The following is a 19,575-nucleotide window of genomic DNA, read 5'->3' on the forward strand; positions in this document are numbered from 1 at the left end:
CCTGTTACCGTGGTGTAAATACCCGAGCCAGAAGGCTGGCGGGGCGAAACGCTGGCCCGGTATGCAAAAGGCCACCGGGCCATAAATTAAAGGCAATCATTATTTCGGTTCAGTACCGAACCATTTTTTGTAGATTTCGTTGTATGTGCCGTTCTCGCGCAGGGTTTTCAACGCGCCGTTGATTTTGTCACGCAGCTCGTCGCTACCTTTCGGGAACGCAATACCGTATTGCTGTGCTTCCAGAGAGTCACCTACCGCTTTGAACTGACCGTTACCGGCGGTTTTGATGAAGTACAGAATGTTTGGTGTGTCGTGCAGGACGGCGTCTGCGCGGTTGGTACCCAGTTCCATATAGGCGTTATCGATGTTCGGGAACTGACGCAGATCTTTAGTTTTGATGTTTGCTTTTGCGTAATCAACGGAGCCGGTGCCGCTCTTCACAGCAACCACTTTACCATCGAGATCTTTCACGCTTTTCACATCGTTATTGTTGGCTTTCACCATCACTAACAGGCCGCTTTTGTAGTAGCCGTCAGAGAAATCGATCGCTTTTTTACGCTCGTCGGTAATGGTAATGCCCGCCAGCGCCAGATCGATGTTTTTGGTTTGCAGTGCTGGGATGATGCCGCTGAAATCCATTGGTTTCAGTTCGTAATCCAGCTTCAGTTCTTTGGCGATAGCAGCCCACAGATCCACATCAAAACCAACGTATTTGTCGCCCTGTTTAAATTCAAACGGAACGAAGGCGGTATCCGTCGCCACAACCAGTTTTTTATCCGCGGCATGAGAAGAAACCGCAAAAGCCAGGGTCAGTGCAGCCAGTGAAACTTTTAATACAGACTTCATAGCATTTCCTTTTTTCTATCCACGGGACGATCCCCTGCGTGACATTTACGTATATGAAAAAATCGTGCCAGTTTTACAACTCTTTGATTTTTATAGGAGCAGTAAAAACGGGTTGCACAATTTATGGGGCAACATCTCCGGTCTGCACCATATTGGGGCGCCAAAGTGGTGCGCAAAAATAGTGCACTCAACACATAGGTTATTTAGCGTAAATTCTGATGAAAAAACAATCTTTATGTAACGATTGTGTGATGTTGTTGATACAAGTATTTTACTTTGACCGACGGAGAAGGCGATGAGTTGCACTAAAAAAGTGCGTAGAGGCGGGCAGCAATACAAAACGGCCTCCTGTCAGGAAGCCGCTTTTATCGCTTACTTAAGTTTTGCACCATCTGAGATGGATTTATTCGATATTAGATTCGATAAACCACAAGAATTTATCCAGGTCGCGGGAAGCGGCGGTCAGGATATCTGCGGTGTCGTCATCTTTCGCTTCGCCAATCGCTTTGCGCACGTCGTTGGCAACAATCGCGTAACGGTCAGCCAGCTCTTTCAGGTGATCCTGAACGCTGTGGATGTCCAGCGGGTAGCTTTTCAGCGGGGTTTTGCTGTTAATAACTTGAGTGGTACCAAGGGCAACGCCACCCAGCTGCACTGCGCGCTCTGCCATAGTATCCAGGTGATCGGTCAGTGCGGTACGGAAACCATCCAGCATCTCATGTACGGCAATGAAGTTAGCGCCGCGCATGTTCCAGTGCGCTTGTTTGGTAATCAAAGAGAGATCAATAAACTGGATAACCTGGCGATTCAGCAACTCAACTGTCGCTTTCTTCTCGCTATCAGAGACATCGTTGCGGGTATAAAGCAGATTGGTCGCTTTTGCTTTGACTAATTTAGCGGTACTCATAATTTCATATCCTCTTGATGTTGTGTCCCAGTAATTAACGAGACTAAGTATAGCACCGCCCTGGTGTTCCGCTATTCTGGCTGTCCCTATCACACTAATAGCGGTAACAAGCGTGAAAAATAAAAACTATATAAATTCACATAGTTATGTATATTGCTGGAGACGATTCTTATTTTCTTTTTTACGCGAACTATTCACAGAGAATAGGTTTTGGGATAACAAGATATATAAAAAAGGAAGGGATGAGGAGTCGTGTAATATTCTGCATGGTTATGCATAACCATGCAGAAAGGTAGGTTTAATTAATATCTAATTCTTTAATTTTCGTCTCTTTGCGCGCTGTCAGCGTTGAGCCCATTGAGGCGGCAATAATCGCGCCGAGGGCCAGCAGTTGTATTGGCGCCAATGTCTCACCGAGGAAAATCATTCCGGAAACGGCAGCCAGTGCAGGTTCCATACTCATTAGCGTACCAAATGTCCGGGTCGGCAGACGGGTGAGGGCAATCATCTCAAGCGAATAGGGCAGAGCGGTAGAGAGGATAGCGACAGCCAGACCCAATGGAACAACCGACCAGTGCCAGAGCGCCTCTCCAGCCTGGAATGCGCCAATCGGCACGAAAATAAGCGCCGCAATCAGCGAACCGATAGCCACCGTCGCCGGGCCGTGTTCCGCACCGGCGCGTTGCCCACTTAATATGTAGATAGCCCAACAAGCACCGGCACCGAGCGCCAGCGCACAGCCGGTTAGGTCGACATGCGAAACATCCTGCCCCAGCGGCAGCAGGAACCACAGGCCGAGTACCACCAGCACAACCCAAACAAAGTCTACGGGGCGACGAGAAGAGAACAGCGCCACTGCCAGTGGCCCGGTGAACTCCAGCGCCACCGCAATCCCAAGCGGTACGGTCTGAATAGAAAGATAAAAAAGATAGTTCATTCCACCCAGTGAGATGCCGTAAAACAACAGCGGCAAGCGCTGTTCTTTGGCAAACCGCAGTCGCCACGGTTTAAAGAATGCGATAAGAATCAGTGTTCCCAGCGCCAGACGCAGTGCAGTCACGCCCGGTGCGCCAACCAATGGAAAAAGCGACTTTGCTAATGAAGCTCCACCCTGAATAGACGCCATGGCAACGAGCAATATGACTATCGGTAACCAGACCGGCATTTTACGTAATGTCCCTGGCATCCGTTCCCCCATAAATTTGTATAGTCAGGTAAAGCGAGGAGTGTACTGGATATAACTAAAACTGGTTGAGCATTTGTTGAAAATTTTTTCCCCGTTTTGACTAAAATGCGCCAGGATTGATTGATTCATCAGCTTGGTGATTAGGAATAATCTGGATGAACGGCAGTGAAAATATGCGTAATACTTACGCAGTTCACTGAAAAAATGATTTAAATTTAGATGGATAGCGGCATGTGGAAACGTTCTGTTACATGAAATGGCCCGTTAGACATCACAAATCGCGAAGAGTTTCCCATTAATTTTTGATATATTTAAAGCTTAGGACTTATTTGAATCACATTTGAGGTGGTTATGAAAAAAATTGCATGTCTTTCAGCACTGGCCGCAGTTCTGGCTTTCACCGCAGGTACTTCCGTAGCTGCTACTTCTACCGTAACTGGCGGTTACGCTCAGAGTGACGCTCAGGGCAAAATGAACAAAATGGGCGGTTTCAACCTGAAATACCGCTATGAAGAAGACAACAGCCCGCTGGGTGTGATCGGTTCTTTCACTTACACCGAGAAAAGCCGTACTGCAAGCTCTGGTGACTACAACAAAACCCAGTACTACGGCATCACTGCTGGTCCGGCTTACCGTATTAACGACTGGGCAAGCATCTACGGTGTAGTGGGCGTGGGCTATGGTAAATTCCAGACCACTGAATACCCGACCTACAAACATGACACCAGCGACTACGGCTTCTCCTACGGTGCGGGTCTGCAGTTCAACCCAATCGAAAACGTTGCGCTGGACTTCTCTTACGAGCAGAGCCGTATTCGTAACGTTGACGTAGGCACCTGGATTGCCGGTGTTGGTTACCGCTTCTAATCACTTCGGTGATATAAAAAATCCGCCTCTCGGGGCGGATTTTTTTATCTTAAGATTTGGGATCGAATATATCGGTTCCGAGATGGTTGTAATCCACCTTCTGTAACTGGAAGTTGGTGATGTATATTGGCCCGGCTTTCTTCTCGGAAATAAACGGGTAGTTGATGTTGATTTCCTGCGCTTTAATCCCCGTCCACTGTGAGAAAAAACCTAAGAAATCATTGGCTGAACGGCGGGCTTTAATCACCCGATGCGCTTTATCGTCGCTGGAAATGACCATAAAAGGCACCTGGAAATTCTGCTGATATTTATCATCGTGGGCCAGGTATTGCACTTCTTTTCCGCGTTCTTTAAAGGCTAAACCGTGGTCTGAAAAATAAACCATGGAGAAACTGCTGCCGCTGTTGCGTAACTGGTCGTACAGTTTGCGCAGTAAATCGTCCGTTTGCGTCATGGTGTAGAGATAGCACGACGTCTCTTTCGATTGCACAAAGGTTTCGTATTTGCCTTGTGTCCGGTCGCAGGCCTGCGGATGTGAGCCCATCAGATGCAAAACAATCAGTTGCGGCTGCGAGTGTTCTTCCGCCAATACCTGAGCGGTCATTGTCAGTAGTTCTTCGTCTTTAGCGTTCTTATCTGCTTCAAAATTACCGTTTTTCAGGAAGTGCACTTCATCTGCACGTTTAGCGATGCTGGCGATAGCCGTATCGTATTCGCCTATTTGCCCCTGATTAGAAAACCACCAGGTCTGGAATCCTGCTCGGTTTGCCAGGGTCACAAAGTTATCCTGAAACTGTGGTTTGCCATCGACTACGCGGTTAAGCGTTAAGCCAAGCGATTTTTGCGTGGAGCCACTGGCAGCAATGTAATCAGCGAAAATCAGACCGTTAACGCTGCTGGCAAACGGGGTGTTGTTCCAGTGACCGCCAAAGGCACCGAGAGCGTCGCGCCGCGCGCTTTCGCCAATGACCACCACATAAGTGTGATATTTTGGTTTAACCGCAGTGACTGTCCAGGTATCTTTCATTCCGGAAAGTTTCGCCATCCGTTCTTGCTCTTCAATCACCTCGTTATTGTTAACGATGACATCCTTAGCGAAACGAAATACCGGATAGCCAGTATCCTTCAATTTAAATACGCCGCCCCAGGCCAGGTTTTGAACCGGAGCGACAAAAAATGTCACCACGCTGAATACCAGACACAGGCTGTCGAATTTATTCCAGCGTGCTTTTTCATCCTCTTTTTTCCGCCTGATAGCAATCACGCCGAGCGCAAAAATAAATAAGCCGACCAGATAGCTATACCACGGGAAGATCGTAAGAATTTCGGTCGACTCTTCCATATTGGTGGAATGCAGCGCCAGCAATGTATTGAAGTTAGGCGCACCGTACGCCTGAGCAAAAGGAAAATAACAGGCCGCCACCAGCGAACAGACACCTATTAAGGTTTTTTGCACGCGCGGCAACATCCGCCATAGCAAAAGCAAAATGGCAGTAAAAGCGACGGTATAGAGGAAACTAAAGGGATAACCTAAACCAAGGTTAATCAATAGCGACTGTAAAAAGTAGAACGCAGTCCACGGGCTAAAAACCCGGCTACGGGAAACAAGCGATTCTTTAAGGGTTAAGTTCATATGCCACTATCGTAACAAACGCCATGTGCTTACCCTGGCGTCAAGGGTCAATACCTGCAAGAGTGCGTGAAGAGGGGGAAGGGTCCGCATCTGCGAGCCGCAATATACGCAGGGCTGCAAGAAGATAGAGCGAGCTGCCGTTCAGGTCAACTACTGAGGAACAAATCTTTTGCGAAGAGAATAGCAAATCCGATAAAAAGTGGGGTTTTTCAATCCAGAACAATCTATGCCTGCAATAAAGCAGGAGTAAAGCGGCGTACCGCGACGCCGCTATTTATCGGAAGGTTTATCTTGCTGCGGTTTGTTGTTGACCATATCGCACAACATCGAGAGCAGCATTAACCGTACTTTAAAGGGAGAGTGACTAAACACGCGCATACACCTCTTGAACTCATTCATAAGACCTCCTGACTTGCTAATCCCGTCGATCCATGAGGGATGATTGCATTACATACAGATATAGCACAGGCTATATTATATAGCTATTGCTAAAACGTTAAATTTTTGTGCCTTCGCAACTCTGGTTTACAATGTGCGCACGAAATGAGAACGCTATCCATGCGTCACCATAATGAGGAAGCACAATGAGTCGTCGCGCAGGTACGCCAACAGCAAAAAAAGTGACGCAGTTAGTGAACGTCGAAGAGCACGTTGAAGGATTCCGCCAGGTCAGAGAGGCACATCGCCGTGAACTTATCGACGATTACGTTGAGCTGATTTCTGACCTGATGATGGAGGTGGGAGAAGCGCGCCAGGTTGATATGGCCGCCCGTCTGGGAGTCTCTCAACCTACGGTGGCTAAAATGCTTAAGCGACTGGCAACAATGGGATTGATTGAAATGATCCCCTGGCGTGGCGTGTTTTTAACGGCGGAAGGAGAGAAGCTGGCACAGGAAAGCCGCGAGCGGCATCAGATAGTTGAAAACTTCTTGCTGGTATTGGGCGTTAGCCCGGAAATCGCCCGTCGCGACGCGGAAGGCATGGAGCACCATGTCAGTGAAGAGACGCTGGACGCCTTTCGTTTGTTTACCCAGAAACACGGTGCCAAATGAGTCTGCCTTTTTTACGCACGCTGCAAGGCGATCGCTTTTTTCAGTTATTAATTCTCGTTGGCATCGGATTAAGTTTTTTCGTTCCTTTCACACCTAAGTCCTGGCCTGGCGCTATTGACTGGCACACCATCATCACCTTAAGTGGCTTGATGCTGCTGACCAAAGGCGTCGAGTTAAGCGGTTATTTTGATGTGCTTGGGCGCAAAATGGTGCGCCGTTTTGCTACTGAGCGTCGACTGGCGATGTTTATGGTGCTGGCAGCAGCGCTGCTTTCTACCTTTCTGACCAACGACGTCGCGCTGTTTATTGTTGTTCCGCTGACCATCACGCTAAAAAGACTGTGTGAGATCCCGGTTAATCGGCTGATTATTTTCGAGGCACTGGCGGTGAATGCCGGATCGTTGCTGACGCCGATTGGCAATCCGCAAAATATCCTAATCTGGGGACGCTCTGATCTTTCGTTTGTCGGTTTTATTGCCCAAATGGTCCCGCTGGCTGGTGCGATGATGCTGACACTACTGCTGCTGTGTTGGTGTTGTTTCCCTGGAAAGGCGCTGCAATACCATACTGGTTCGCAGATGCCGGAGTGGAAACCTCGGCTGGTATGGAGTTGTCTGGGGCTGTATATCGTCTTCCTTATGGCGCTGGAGTTTAAGCAAGAGCTGTGGGGGCTGGTGATTGTGGCGGCGGGCTTTGCGCTGCTGGCGCGTCGCGTGGTGCTGAGCGTGGACTGGACGTTGCTGCTGGTGTTTATGGCGATGTTTATCGACGTCCATTTACTGACTCAACTTCCGGTATTACAGGGCGTGTTGAGCAACGTGAGTCATTTATCTGAACCTGAATTATGGCTGACGGCGATTGGTTTATCGCAGGTAATCAGTAACGTGCCGGGCACGATTTTGCTGCTGAATTATGTGCCACCGTCTTTACTACTGGCATGGGCGGTAAACGTAGGTGGCTTTGGTTTATTACCCGGATCGCTGGCAAATTTGATTGCGCTACGGATGGCGAACGATCGCCGTATCTGGTGGCGTTTCCATCTCTATTCAATACCAATGCTGTTGTGGGCGGCGCTGGTGGGATATGTTTTGTTGGTTATGATCCCGGCGGGGTAAGGTCTGACGAATAAAAAAGGCGGATTATGAGTCCGCCTCTGATTGTTGGCAATGTGCGCTTTGCTTATGCCGGATGCGGCTTAAACGCCTTATCCGGCCTACAAAATCAATATATCGCAGGTTCCGCGTAGGCCTGATAAGCGTAGCGCATCAGGCGGATTATGAGTCCGCCTTTGCTTTAAGTTTTAAAGATTAATTCAGACGAACCGGCATCCCGGAACGGTTTTGAATAGCCTGATCCAGAACAGCTTGGTCAACATCTGGCTGACCAGTCACTGTCTGCACGCTCTTCGTCAGAGTAATCGGTACAATTTCCTGACCTTCAAACTGGGCTTCGGTGGTAGACAGCGGGTTATGGACTTCAATATAACGGCTGCCGTCTGGCTCGGTAGTCGCTTTTACCGGCTCATCAATAAACTGCACGCGAGTACCGACTGGCACTTTCTCGAACAGGAATTTAATGTCTTCGTTACGCAGACGCACACAGCCGTGGCTTACGCGCAGACCGATACCGAAGTTAGCGTTGGTGCCGTGGATAGCGTACAGGCGACCGATGTACAGTGCATACAGCCCCATCGGGTTATCCGGGCCAGCCGGAACGACAGCCGGAAGCGGTTCGCCTGCTGCGCGGTACTCGGCGTGCATTTTGGCGGTCGGTGTCCAGGTCGGGCCAGCTTTCTTACGCTCTACTTTGGTGGTCCAGTTGATAGGTGTGTCTTTACCTAACTGACCAATCCCGATCGGCAACACGATAACGGTGTTGGTCCCTTTCGGGTAGTAGTACAAACGCATCTCTGCGCTGTTAATGACGATACCTTCATGCACGGTATCTGGCAGGATCAACTGCTGTGGAATGTTCAGTACAGTGCCGCCTTTCGGCAGGAAGGTATCCACACCAGGGTTAGCTTCCATCATGTTGGAAAGACCCATCTGGTACTCGGCAGCAAAATACTCCAGCGGCTGAGTGTTACCTTCAGGGATAGTGATCACCTGATTCTGACCAACCAGGCGACTCCCGTCGGTTGGCAGAGGATAAGTTACCGCAGAGGCGGTACTGCAAAAGCCGACAACAGCGAAGGCCGCTGCGAATAATGTTTTCAATTTCATATTCATGTTAAGCGAGATTTAGTGCCTGGCAGGCCATTAGGTTGAGAATATTAGAGTATTGGAAGCGCATTATATGTTCATTCCAGCTAACAGTGAAATCAGATGTGTACTAAATCACATTTTTTGCCTTTGGGAAGAGTGTAGACCTTAAGCGGGGGGCGGGATCTTCTTTCAGACTTATGGCATAATACGCGGTTTGTCATATCTCTTTTCAGGATACGCCTGTGTTAGTTTCCAGTAACGTCACCATGCAGTTCGGCAGTAAGCCGTTGTTTGAAAACATTTCCGTCAAATTTGGCGGCGGCAACCGTTACGGCCTGATTGGCGCGAACGGTAGTGGTAAATCCACCTTTATGAAAATCCTCGGCGGCGACCTTGAGCCGACGCTGGGCAACGTTTCCCTCGATCCGAATGAGCGCATTGGTAAGCTGCGCCAGGATCAATTTGCCTTTGAAGAGTACACCGTGCTGGATACGGTGATCATGGGGCATAAAGAGTTGTGGGAAGTGAAGCAAGAGCGCGACCGCATCTATGCTTTGCCGGAAATGAGCGAAGAAGATGGCTACAAAGTGGCCGATCTGGAAGTGAAATACGGCGAAATGGACGGTTACTCTGCAGAATCGCGTGCGGGGGAATTGTTGCTTGGCGTCGGTATTCCACTGGAACAACACTACGGCCCGATGAGTGAAGTTGCTCCTGGCTGGAAGCTGCGTGTGCTGCTGGCGCAGGCGCTGTTTGCAGATCCGGACATTCTCCTGCTCGACGAACCGACCAACAACCTGGACATCGACACCATTCGCTGGCTGGAGCAGGTGCTGAACGAGCGTGACAGTACCATGATTATCATTTCGCACGACCGTCACTTCCTCAACATGGTTTGTACCCACATGGCGGATCTGGACTACGGCGAACTGCGCGTTTATCCGGGCAACTACGATGAGTACATGACGGCCGCGACCCAGGCGCGTGAACGTTTGCTGGCCGATAACGCCAAGAAGAAAGCGCAGATTGCTGAGCTGCAATCCTTCGTTAGCCGCTTTAGCGCCAACGCCTCGAAATCTCGCCAGGCGACTTCTCGCGCGCGTCAGATTGATAAAATCAAACTGGAAGAGGTAAAAGCCTCCAGTCGTCAGAACCCGTTCATTCGTTTTGAACAGGATAAGAAACTGTTCCGTAACGCGCTGGAAGTGGAAGGTCTGACTAAAGGTTTTGATAACGGTCCGCTGTTTAAAAATCTCAACCTGCTGCTGGAAGTCGGTGAAAAACTTGCGGTATTGGGTACCAACGGCGTCGGTAAATCAACGCTGCTGAAAACGCTGGTGGGCGATCTGCAACCGGACAGCGGCACCGTAAAATGGTCTGAGAACGCGCGCATTGGTTACTATGCCCAGGACCACGAATATGAGTTCGAAAATGATCTGACCGTGTTCGAATGGATGAGTCAGTGGAAGCAGGAAGGCGATGATGAGCAGGCGGTACGCAGCATTCTTGGTCGTTTACTGTTCAGCCAGGACGACATCAAAAAGCCTGCGAAAGTGCTTTCCGGTGGGGAAAAAGGGCGGATGCTGTTTGGTAAGTTAATGATGCAGAAACCGAACATTCTGATCATGGACGAACCGACCAACCACCTGGATATGGAATCCATCGAGTCACTGAACATGGCGCTGGAACTGTATCAGGGTACGCTGATCTTTGTTTCTCACGACCGTGAGTTTGTAAGCTCCCTGGCGACCCGCATTCTGGAAATCACCCCGGAACGCGTGATCGACTTTAGCGGTAATTACGAAGATTATCTGCGTAGCAGAGGGATCGAGTAAGTTATTGCCCGTCACCCCGATACAGTCGGGGTGACGGGAGCTGATGACAAAGTAAAGTTGCCTGATGCGCTACGCTTATCAGGCCTACGCAGTCCCTGCAATATATTGAATCTGCAAGACTTTGTAGGCCGCATCCGGTATTAACAAAGCGCACTTTGTCAGCAATCTGAGCAACATACTTTCTTAACCTCACTTCCAATAATCCATCAACTCTTACACGTCCATGCCCAGTGCGCGCTTACCGTGAATGTTCAGATCATCCAGTGTGAAGCGGCCTTCCCAGTTTGCTTCATAATCTTCCCGCGGGAAGTCGCCCGGTGATGCGCCTTTTTCCAGCGCCATTTTGACTTTGTGTGCATAAGCCCGATTTTTCTCGCACATTGGCGCAGCAGGGATATACATCACGTTGCCCCAACCCTGTTGATTGTCTACTGGCGCGACGGAGTGAATCACATCGCAGTGCCACCAGACGGAATCCCCTGCTGTTATCGCGGGAATGGATGTCAGCGCTTTAATCAGTAGTGGATGCCATTTCTCTGAAATGGGCAGAACTTTGCCAGGAGCAACCCCGCACAGTTCATCGTCTGGTACGTCATCCAGCAGCGGGCGCAATAAAACATACGCCATCGCTTCCGGGATAGGCACCACATGCAACAATCCCTGACCCGATAACATATCAGAAAGCGCAGTCCAGCCTTGAAACGTGCGGAACACTGAGCACTTGGTCGTGTTATCCACCGTGTACTCTTCGACATCGGTCCGGTGTGCAGCATCCCAGGGATCGTAATCATCGAAATTACCATTGAACACATTGGCAAAAACGCGCTGATAAGCGGGCAATAACCACCGTTCCAGCGCACCAGAATCGGTATGTGCGCCCAGACCTTTAGATGTAGTACCTGGAGGACGGCGACGGATCCTGTCCGGGTAAATCACACTGATATCAGGATCAAACCACTGTTTGCCGTTGCTTTCAGACTTCCACAGGCGGTTCAGGAAAGATTGCACAGCAGCCATATTTTCGCTCTGCCGCGCTTGCATCTGTGCTTGTGACCAGTAAATGGGATAGATTTCGGGACGAGAAGCCTCCAGTGAGCCGAAAAAACTGTCGCCAGGGCCTTTATAAACATCATCAAAATGATTGATATCGAGATAATCGAGCATGGCACGATCCCACGCCAGCGCCTGCTCGCGAGGGAAATGACCTTTTATTACTGCACAGCCGCGACGTTTAATTTCATTGCGAGTGACATCGCTTACTGTACCTGCGGCAATATCGCTATAAGAAACTTCCGGCCAAACCGGCAACCCTTGCGCTTTTAGGGCATCGATTTCAGCAACACGCGTTTCGATTTTTGCAGAGAGTGTATCGAAAACCTGTTGTACATCACCGAGCTGTTCCCGCAGCGCAGCTTTCATTTCTCGGATAGCCGCTTTCGCATCTGTGGGCAGCGTCTCACAGGAAAAAGTCATATCAACCTCTCATCTTTCGTTCGAAAGTAAAATGATTACGATTGATACTTTAGGTTAAAAATAAGTTAACGCAAGATAAAGATCTTGAGTTACCGCACAAAGCGAGCAAAAAGGCGAGAGGCCGAAGTGGTCACTCCGGCCCGGGGGAAGATCAACTATTGAAAGGAGCGATGTTATCCAGCACCGCCTGAATTACATTCAGCGCGCCTTCATGATTATTGTCATCCGTAGCGTAATGAGCGATTTGTTTAATACTTTCAGCAGCATTGCCCATTGCAAAAGAGTAATGCGCCATTTTTAACATTTCGGCGTCGTTACCGCTGTCACCAATTGCCACCACATTTTGCGGCGACAAATCCCAGCGTTTTATCAACCGTGAAATACCGTTCGCTTTATGCAGGCCAGGTATAATCAGGTCAATAAACCCAAAACCACTGGTCACCGGTTTCATAATGCCGTCGAGTGCAATGTGCAGTTTGTCTATCACTAACGGGATTTGTTCATCCGGCAGGTTGAGCGAAAACTTGAACAGTACATCGTCAATGTCCTGGTAATCCTTTACAGGTTTCAGTCGATGGTAGTGTTTTGCCATCAGGGCGACAAAAGCTTCTGGCGCATTCTCGCTGATATAGGCGCTTTGCAGACCACAGGCGACAAAGTTTAGCTGTTTATCTTTCAGCAGTTCACCAATGACAATTTGCGATTCATGCCGGGTCAACTCGCCGTGAAACAACTGTTTGCCATGTTCGTAAACCAGCGCGCCGTTTTCTGCGACAAATGAGATTTCATCCTTTAGCTCAGGAAAGAAGGAAATAAGCTGATAATACTGATTACCACTGGCGACAACGAACTCAATACCGCGTTTTTTAAGTTCCTGATACTGCGCCATAAAACGCTCATGATTGTACGTTTTGGCGTCGTTTAGAAAAGTACCGTCCATGTCTGTGACGATAACTTTTACGCTCATAGAAGTGCTCCTGGCAATGAATGCAAACCGCCACAGTGTAATAACAATGTGACGCAGGGCACAAATTTATTTCGAATGTAATTGAGCGAGAAATTGATACTGTGAATGATATAGCCCGGCGACGGTAGCCGCCGGGCGGAAGAGTTACAGCATATGTTCGGTACGTGCGATGATATCGTCCTGTGCGTCTGGAGAGAGCGCGGTGAAGAAGGCGGAATAACCTGCTACACGCACCACCAGATCGCGGTATTGATCCGGATGTTTTTTCGCTTCCAGCAATGTTTCGCGGGAAACGATGTTGTACTGAATGTGCCAGCCTTTATGCACTTCGAAGAAGGTGCGCAGCAGGATCATCAGTTTCTGCTTGTCAGATTCGTTCTCCAGCGTCGCCGGGTTCAGTTTCTGGTTGAGCAACACACCGCCGAGAATCGCTGCGGTAGGCAGTTTACCCACCGAGCCAATGACCGCCGTTGGGCCGAGATGGTCGGTGCCGGAGGCCGGGCTTGCGCCTTCTGCCAGCGGGGTATGCGCTTTACGTCCGTCCGGCGTTGCCATAGTCTGCGCGCCGAATGGTACGTTGGCGGAAATAGATGATGTACCTGCGTAATAATTGCCGCCGATCGGGCCACGACCGTAGCGCGGGTTATGGTACTGCTTCAGTTCGTCGATATAGGTCTGATAAGCACGAGCCAGCAGCGTATCGACGCTATCGTCATCATTGCCGTACTTCGGCGCGCCGTTAATCAGACGCTGACGCAACTGCTCGTGAGTCAGACCATCGAAATCTTCCGCCAGTGCAGCAGCCAGTTGTTGCTGACCAATCGTGCCCTGTTCAAATACCAGTTTCTTCACTGCCGCCAGGCTGTTGCCGAGGTTAGCAATACCGACCTGCAGGCCAGATACCCAGTCATATTTCGCGCCGCCTTGCTTGATACTTTTCGCTCGCTCAATACAGTCATCCACCAGCGCCGAGCAGAGAATATCGTGCACGTTCTCTTCCAGCATGGTGTCGACGACATATTCGATTTCGATTGATTTGCGGGTGTAGTAACGGATTTGCGTATCCCACGCGTCCATGACTTCATCGAAGTTGTTGAAGTTACCCGCTGACAACGCTTTTTCTTGTGGCAGGAACACTTTGCCGCTGGTGGCATCACGACCACCTTCCAGCGCCGCCAGCATCACGCGGGCGAAGTTGATAAAGCTCATGCCGGTGCAGCGATAGCCCCATTTACCGCCGACTGCGGTTTCGATACAACCAATCGCTGCGTAGTCGTAAGCGTCCTGCGGTTCAATACCGAGTTTAATAAACTCCGGGATGACGATTTCGTCGTTGTTGAACGCAGGCATCCCGAAGCCGCAGCGGATCACCTGCACACAGGCATCGAGGAAATCGTTGCTCATTCCCGCATGGTAGCGCACGCTGAGGTTAGGCTGAGTCGAACGCAGGCGACCGCAGGATTCGAGGATCGCGTAAGAGAGTGGATTCACCGCATCCATCGGCTGACCATCAACCAGGTTTTGCCCACCAATGGTGACGTTCTGATACAGCGGACTTCCCGCAGAGGCTTTTGAGTGTGAGCCGGAGCGGATCTTGTTCACTTCCAGCAGTTTCAGCCAGCAGCTATGCAGCATCTCGATAGCGTGTTCGCGATCCAGCGTCTGGTTGAGTTCAACGTCGCGGCGATAGTACGGATAGAGATACTGATCCATACGACCAAACGACACCGAGTGACCGTTAGATTCGATCTGCAAAATCAACTGGATGAAGTAGCACAGTTGCAGCGCCTGCCAGAAAGTCTGCGGCGGCTGGTGGGCGATGAGGTCGCAGTTTTCTGCCATCGCCAGCAGTTCATCACGACGACTTTCGCGGGATTCGGTGGCGGCCATTTCACGCGCCAGAGCAGCGAAACGTTCAATGTGTTCACTGACTGCCACCAGTACGATATCAATCGCTTTCAGGAACTGCTCGCCGTGCAAATCTTCCAGTACTGTCAGGTTGATACGCGAGCGACGCTCCGCCACTTTCTCGCGCAGACCATCAAGCCCTTTTTCCAACAGCAGCGGGAAATTGACTGCCAGGTGCGCGTCGCCGGAAGTCATATTGCCTTCTGCTTTAATGATGCCGGTCGCCAGCAGGCCTTTTTGCTCATCGGTAAACATGCCATAGCAACGATCCTGCACGGTCTGACCGCGCCACCACGGGCACACTTCATGCAGAACACGTTTGTTCTCTTCGCTCACCGCAAAACCAGCACCCGGACGATCCGCCAGATCATCAATCTCTTTTTCGATCCAGGAGACGGTATATTCCGGGAAGATCGGCGCGGCACGGACTTCACTGGCCTGGTTGCCGATGATTAACTCATCGTGTTTGATCCAGATGGTGCGATTAGCCAGGTGGTGCGCCAGCGCCAGCGCGCGACGTACCGGGATTGGCTTGTCGAGATGTTGTTGATACATCTCAGTATAGTGCTGTGCGCGCTCGGTACAGACCGGCGGTTTCACAATATGCACCAGCGCATTTTTGTGCGCTTTAATGCGGTCGCTGAGCGTGTCCAGTTTCAGTGTTGTCATGATTGTTATCCTCGTAAGGTCGCGGTTAACCCTTTCTGGCAGGCATACTGCTGGGCAAAGTCGAGCAGTTCTGGCGCATCAAGCGGTTTTTCCGGGGCGTCATAGGGCAGATTAAGTAAGTGATATTTGTTGATGCCCAGCGTGTGGTAGGGCAGGAAATGGATTTCGTTAACGTGCAGTTCACTGGCGGCAAAATCAGTAATGGCTTTCACAGCAGCTTCATCGGCATTAAAGCCTTGAATCAGCGGTACGCGAATAATGATTTTTTTACCCGCCGCCGCGAGTTTTTTCAGGTTATCCAGTACTCTCGCGGCATTACCGTCGGTCCACTGTTTAAACGGCACGTCGGCAACGTGTTTTAAATCGGCAAGAAACAGATCGATATAGGGCAGAGAAGGAGCAATATATTTCCACGGCACATGCAGACAGGTTTCTACCGCAGTATGAATTCCGGCCTCGTGGCTGGCTTGCAGTAGCGCCGTCGCCATTTCCGGCTGCATAAAGGGTTCTCCGCCAGAGAGCGTTAAGCCGCCGCCGCTGCGATCGTAAAACGGTTTATCACGCAGAACGATCGCCATGATCTCCTCAACGCTTTTCACTTCACCGCACACGGTTAACGCCTGTGTCGGGCAGCAGTCGGTTAGCGCCGTCAGATGTTCAGGCGTTAACTTTTCCCTGTGAATGACTAAACCATTCAGCGCGCGCTCAATCACTTCTGGAGCGGTTTTTGAGCATAGTTCGCAGCCTTCCAGACACAGACGCGCGTCATATAGCAGGTCCTGCGTGCGGGCGCGGCTTTCCGGGTTCTGACACCAGCGGCAGCCCAGCGAGCACCCTTTAAGGAAAACTACCGTGCGGATACCGGGACCGTCGTGGGTCGAATAGCGCTGAATGTTGAAAATCATAGATGCCCCTCTTTTTCGTTCAAACATTAAAATACTTTCGAATGAAAGTTAGATTGATGTGCATCAACTGTTCAGAGAGTTTTTTCGTGATAGTCTGATTTCATACAAAAGTAGATTTAGAGGATGACTATGGAACTGTATCTGGATACTTCAGACGTCGCCGCAGTGAAGGCACTGGCTCGTGTTTTTCCGTTGGCGGGTGTGACCACTAACCCAAGTATTGTGGCGGCAGGTAAGAAGCCTCTGGAAGTTTTACTTCCTGAGTTACATGAGGCGATGGGCGGACAGGGGCGTTTGTTTGCGCAGGTCATGTCTACTACTGCTGAAGGTATGGTGAATGATGCGCGTAAACTGCGTTCTATTATTGCGGATATCGTGGTTAAAGTACCTGTGACTGCCGAGGGGCTGGCAGCGATTAAGCTATTAAACGCGGAAGGGATTCCGACGCTGGGTACGGCGGTGTATGGCGCGGCGCAAGGGCTGCTGTCGGCGCTGGCGGGTGCTGAGTATGTTGCGCCTTACGTCAACCGAATTGATGCCCAGGGCGGAAGTGGTATTCAGACGGTGACCGACTTACACCAGTTACTGAAAATGCATGCGCCACAGGCGAAAGTGCTGGCAGCGAGTTTCAAAACCCCGCGTCAGGCGCTGGACTGCTTATTGGCAGGATGTGAATCAATCACACTGCCGTTGGATGTCGCGCAACAGATGATTAGCTATCCGGCAGTTGATGCCGCAGTGGCGAAGTTTGAGCAGGACTGGCAGGGGGCGTTTGGCAGAACGTCGATTTAACAGGGCGCTTGTCATCCTCATAAATTGCTGATGACGTGGCAGAGTGCACCGATGCCTGCCGCGTCTTATCAGGCCTGAAAATGTGTGCCCGAACCGTAGGCCAGATAAGGCGTTCACGCCGCATCTGGCGTCAGGAGCAAATGCCTGATGCGACGCTTGCCGCATCTTATCAGGCCTGGAGCTGGCAATTAATGCCCGCACACCTCACACCCTGGATTACGCATCAGTTTCATTTCGCGAAACTGACAGGTCATCGCATCGTACATTACGATTTTACCGCTGGAGGGTTTGCCATAACCTACCAGCAGTTTGATCGCTTCCATTGCCTGCAACGAACCAATCACCCCAATCAACGGTGCCATTACGCCCGCTTCCACGCAGGTTAGCGCGTTCTCGCCAAACAAACGGCTAAGGCAGCGATAGCACGGCTCACCGTCTTGATAAGTAAAGACCGTGATTTGCCCTTCCATACGAATTGCCGCGCCGGAAACCAGCGGCACCTTCGCGGCAAAACAGCCAGCGTTCAGTTGATTACGTACCGCAACGTTATCCGTACAGTCGAGCACCAGATTGTGTTCAGCAATCAACGCAGCCAGTTCAGCATCATCAAGCAACGCGTTTACCGGCGTAATCGCAATATGTGGATTGATCCGCGCCAGTGCGTCACGGGCTGATTCTACCTTCGGTTGCCCGACCGTAGCATCACTGTGCAGCGTCTGACGCTGCAAATTTGAGAGCGAAACCGTGTCGAAGTCGAGCAGCGTCAGGTTACCGACGCCCGCGCTTGCCAGATATTGCGAGGCCGCACAGCCGAGGCCGCCCAAGCCCACTACCAGCACACGAGAATCTTTTAGCGCCTCCTGGCCGTCAAAATCAAAACCACGCAGGATGATTTGCCGATTGTAGCGCAGCATCTCCTGATCGCTGAGTTCCGCCATTACAGGCCTCCGAACAACGCGTTAAATGGCTCGACTTCCACCCATTCGCCCGCTTCAACATTGCCGCGATCGCGCTCCAGCACGATAAAGCAGTTGCCGAGGCTAAAGGAGCTAAATATATGTGAACCCTGATGCCCGGTGGTCGTGACTTCCAGCTCGCCGTCGGCGTTGCGTTGCAGCACGCCGCGCTGGAAATCAAGACGTCCAGGGGATTTCTTGAGATGCGATGCTGTGCGTACGCGCTGGCGCGCGGGCAGGCCACTGGCGGTATTGCCGCTTAATTTGGCCAGCAAAGGTTGCACCAATTGATAGAAGGTCAGCGTTGCAGAAACCGGATTGCCCGGCAGGCCGCAAAACCAGCCATTAGAGAGTTTACCAAACGCGAACGGTTTGCCCGGTTTAATCGCCAGTTTCCAGAAAGCAATTTCGCCCAGTTCTTCGAGAATGGTTTTGGTGTAATCCGCCTCACCAACCGAAACACCACCGGAACTGATCACCACATCCGCCTGGCTGTCGGCTTCAATAAATGCGGCGCGCAGGGCATGCGGATCGTCGCGAATAATCCCTAAGTTGATTACTTCACAACCCAGCTGTTCTAACATCAAATGCACCGCGAGGCGGTTGGTATCGTAAATTTGCCCGTCGCCCAGCGGCTGACCGGGCAACTGGAGTTCATCACCGGTAGAAAAAAGCGCTACACGCACTTTACGAATCACCGGAACTTCGGCAATCCCTAGCGAAGCAATTACTGGCAGTTCAGCGGTAGTCAGGCGAGTCCCCGCCGGGAAAACAACCGCACCTGCAGAGATATCTTCACCGCGACGGCGAATATTTTGCCCGCTGCGCACTTCAGCAGTAAAACGCACGCCATTGTCCGTTTGTTCAGTCTGTTCCTGCATCACCACCGCTTCGCAGCCTTCCGGTACTGGTGCGCCAGTCATAATGCGGATGCAGGTGCCAGCGGGCCACTCGCCATGGTAAGGCTGACCGGCAAACGACTTCCCGGCAACGGGCAGCGGTTGTCCGGAGGTGATATCGGCCAAACGTACCGCGTAACCGTCCATTGCGGAGTTATCAAACCCTGGGACATCCAGCGGCGAAACCACATCGCTCGCCAGAATACGGCCAAAACACTGTACCAGTGGCAGCGTTTCCTGGGCGGTCAGTGGGGTAACGCGAGAAAGCATCTCATTAAGCGCGGTGTCGAGCGACATCAATCCGGTGGTAAATTCCATGAAAACACTCCTGCGGAGGCAAAATCGAATTTGCCTATTATGTCAGAAAAACATCACAGACTGTATGCCACCTCGGTCGTAGAGCAGGCGCTCGCCTTTACATGCCATATACATCTTTCTATATTCAAAAATTGAATGAGTAATTCATAAAAATTCTG

The 19,575-nt window shown here is 50.8% G+C and carries 18 protein-coding genes; 6 read left to right on the forward strand and 12 right to left on the reverse strand.

All coding sequences use genetic code 11. The features are described 5' to 3' along the window. Positions 1 to 99: 99 nt before the first annotated feature. The 3 genes from glnH to rhtA all read right to left on the reverse strand — a co-directional run bounded on the left by glnH (position 100) and on the right by rhtA (position 2,939). The gene (gene glnH, locus FEM44_RS18560; protein WP_130205139.1) at positions 100 to 846 is read right to left on the reverse strand and encodes a glutamine ABC transporter substrate-binding protein GlnH; all 747 of its coding nucleotides are present in this window, start codon (positions 844 to 846) and stop codon (positions 100 to 102) included. Between the two features lie 403 nt (positions 847 to 1,249). After that, a complete protein-coding gene (gene dps / locus FEM44_RS18570; RefSeq protein WP_064530112.1) occupies positions 1,250 to 1,753 on the reverse strand; it encodes a DNA starvation/stationary phase protection protein Dps in 504 nt (167 codons plus the stop codon). A gap of 298 nt (positions 1,754 to 2,051) precedes the next feature. Further along, entirely contained in the window at positions 2,052 to 2,939 is an 888-nt protein-coding gene (gene rhtA, locus FEM44_RS18575; protein ID WP_135522963.1) for a threonine/homoserine exporter RhtA, read from the reverse strand. A 233-nt stretch (positions 2,940 to 3,172) separates the two neighbouring features. Here rhtA and FEM44_RS18580 point away from each other — a divergent pair, with 233 nt between their 5' ends. Both FEM44_RS18580 and ompX read left to right on the forward strand, forming a co-directional pair. Next, positions 3,173 to 3,238: a protein YliM gene (locus FEM44_RS18580; protein ID WP_120795379.1), complete on the forward strand. Its 66-nt coding sequence runs from the start codon at positions 3,173 to 3,175 to the stop codon at positions 3,236 to 3,238. Positions 3,239 to 3,290: 52 nt separating this feature from the next. Then, on the forward strand, positions 3,291 to 3,806 hold the full coding sequence (gene ompX, locus FEM44_RS18585; RefSeq protein ID WP_024212356.1) for an outer membrane protein OmpX: 516 nt from the start codon (positions 3,291 to 3,293) through the stop codon (positions 3,804 to 3,806). A gap of 49 nt (positions 3,807 to 3,855) precedes the next feature. On the opposite strand, the gene opgE is transcribed toward ompX, so the two are convergent. Together opgE and mntS are read right to left on the reverse strand one after the other, a co-directional pair. After that, positions 3,856 to 5,439, reverse strand: coding sequence for a phosphoethanolamine transferase (gene opgE, locus FEM44_RS18590; RefSeq protein ID WP_135522962.1), 1,584 nt, complete (start codon positions 5,437 to 5,439; stop codon positions 3,856 to 3,858). A 270-nt stretch (positions 5,440 to 5,709) separates the two neighbouring features. Continuing rightward, positions 5,710 to 5,838: a manganase accumulation protein MntS gene (gene mntS / locus FEM44_RS18595; protein ID WP_001001761.1), complete on the reverse strand. Its 129-nt coding sequence runs from the start codon at positions 5,836 to 5,838 to the stop codon at positions 5,710 to 5,712. A 185-nt stretch (positions 5,839 to 6,023) separates the two neighbouring features. On the opposite strand from mntS, the gene mntR reads away from it, so the two are divergent. Together mntR and FEM44_RS18605 are read left to right on the forward strand one after the other, a co-directional pair. After that, the gene (gene mntR / locus FEM44_RS18600; protein ID WP_130214798.1) at positions 6,024 to 6,491 is read left to right on the forward strand and encodes a manganese-binding transcriptional regulator MntR; all 468 of its coding nucleotides are present in this window, start codon (positions 6,024 to 6,026) and stop codon (positions 6,489 to 6,491) included. Continuing rightward, a complete protein-coding gene (locus FEM44_RS18605; RefSeq protein ID WP_135522961.1) occupies positions 6,488 to 7,606 on the forward strand; it encodes an anion transporter in 1,119 nt (372 codons plus the stop codon). The genes mntR and FEM44_RS18605 overlap by 4 nt, the downstream gene beginning before the upstream one ends. Positions 7,607 to 7,798: 192 nt before the next feature. On the opposite strand, the gene ldtB is transcribed toward FEM44_RS18605, so the two are convergent. After that, the gene (gene ldtB / locus FEM44_RS18610) at positions 7,799 to 8,719 is read right to left on the reverse strand and encodes a L,D-transpeptidase (protein WP_001056379.1); all 921 of its coding nucleotides are present in this window, start codon (positions 8,717 to 8,719) and stop codon (positions 7,799 to 7,801) included. Positions 8,720 to 8,937: 218 nt separating this feature from the next. Between ldtB and FEM44_RS18615 the strand changes: the two genes are divergently transcribed. Beyond that, entirely contained in the window at positions 8,938 to 10,530 is a 1,593-nt protein-coding gene (locus FEM44_RS18615; RefSeq protein ID WP_130205149.1) for an ABC-F family ATPase, read from the forward strand. A gap of 213 nt (positions 10,531 to 10,743) precedes the next feature. On the opposite strand, the gene FEM44_RS18620 is transcribed toward FEM44_RS18615, so the two are convergent. The 4 genes from FEM44_RS18620 to FEM44_RS18635 form a co-directional block, all read right to left on the reverse strand. Then, positions 10,744 to 12,003 carry a DUF1479 domain-containing protein gene (locus FEM44_RS18620; protein ID WP_135522960.1) on the reverse strand — a complete coding sequence of 420 codons (1,260 nt, stop codon included), beginning with the start codon at positions 12,001 to 12,003 and terminating at the stop codon, positions 10,744 to 10,746. 151 nt (positions 12,004 to 12,154) lie between these two features. Beyond that, entirely contained in the window at positions 12,155 to 12,970 is an 816-nt protein-coding gene (ybiV, locus tag FEM44_RS18625) for a sugar-phosphatase YbiV (RefSeq protein WP_135522959.1), read from the reverse strand. A gap of 144 nt (positions 12,971 to 13,114) precedes the next feature. Continuing rightward, positions 13,115 to 15,547, reverse strand: coding sequence for a glycyl radical protein (locus FEM44_RS18630; protein WP_135522958.1), 2,433 nt, complete (start codon positions 15,545 to 15,547; stop codon positions 13,115 to 13,117). A 5-nt stretch (positions 15,548 to 15,552) separates the two neighbouring features. After that, entirely contained in the window at positions 15,553 to 16,452 is a 900-nt protein-coding gene (locus tag FEM44_RS18635) for a glycyl-radical enzyme activating protein (RefSeq protein WP_135522957.1), read from the reverse strand. Positions 16,453 to 16,581: 129 nt separating this feature from the next. On the opposite strand from FEM44_RS18635, the gene fsa reads away from it, so the two are divergent. After that, positions 16,582 to 17,244 carry a fructose-6-phosphate aldolase gene (gene fsa / locus FEM44_RS18640; protein WP_135522956.1) on the forward strand — a complete coding sequence of 221 codons (663 nt, stop codon included), beginning with the start codon at positions 16,582 to 16,584 and terminating at the stop codon, positions 17,242 to 17,244. Positions 17,245 to 17,432: 188 nt separating this feature from the next. On the opposite strand, the gene moeB is transcribed toward fsa, so the two are convergent. Further along, positions 17,433 to 18,182 (reverse strand): molybdopterin-synthase adenylyltransferase MoeB, encoded by a 750-nt coding sequence (moeB, locus tag FEM44_RS18645; protein ID WP_135522955.1) that lies wholly within the window; start codon positions 18,180 to 18,182, stop codon positions 17,433 to 17,435. Continuing rightward, entirely contained in the window at positions 18,182 to 19,417 is a 1,236-nt protein-coding gene (gene moeA, locus FEM44_RS18650; protein ID WP_135522954.1) for a molybdopterin molybdotransferase MoeA, read from the reverse strand. The genes moeB and moeA overlap by 1 nt, the downstream gene beginning before the upstream one ends. Positions 19,418 to 19,575 lie beyond the last annotated feature (158 nt).

It is taken from the genome of Escherichia sp. E4742 (assembly GCF_005843885.1).
Taxonomy (GTDB): Bacteria; Pseudomonadota; Gammaproteobacteria; order Enterobacterales; family Enterobacteriaceae; genus Escherichia.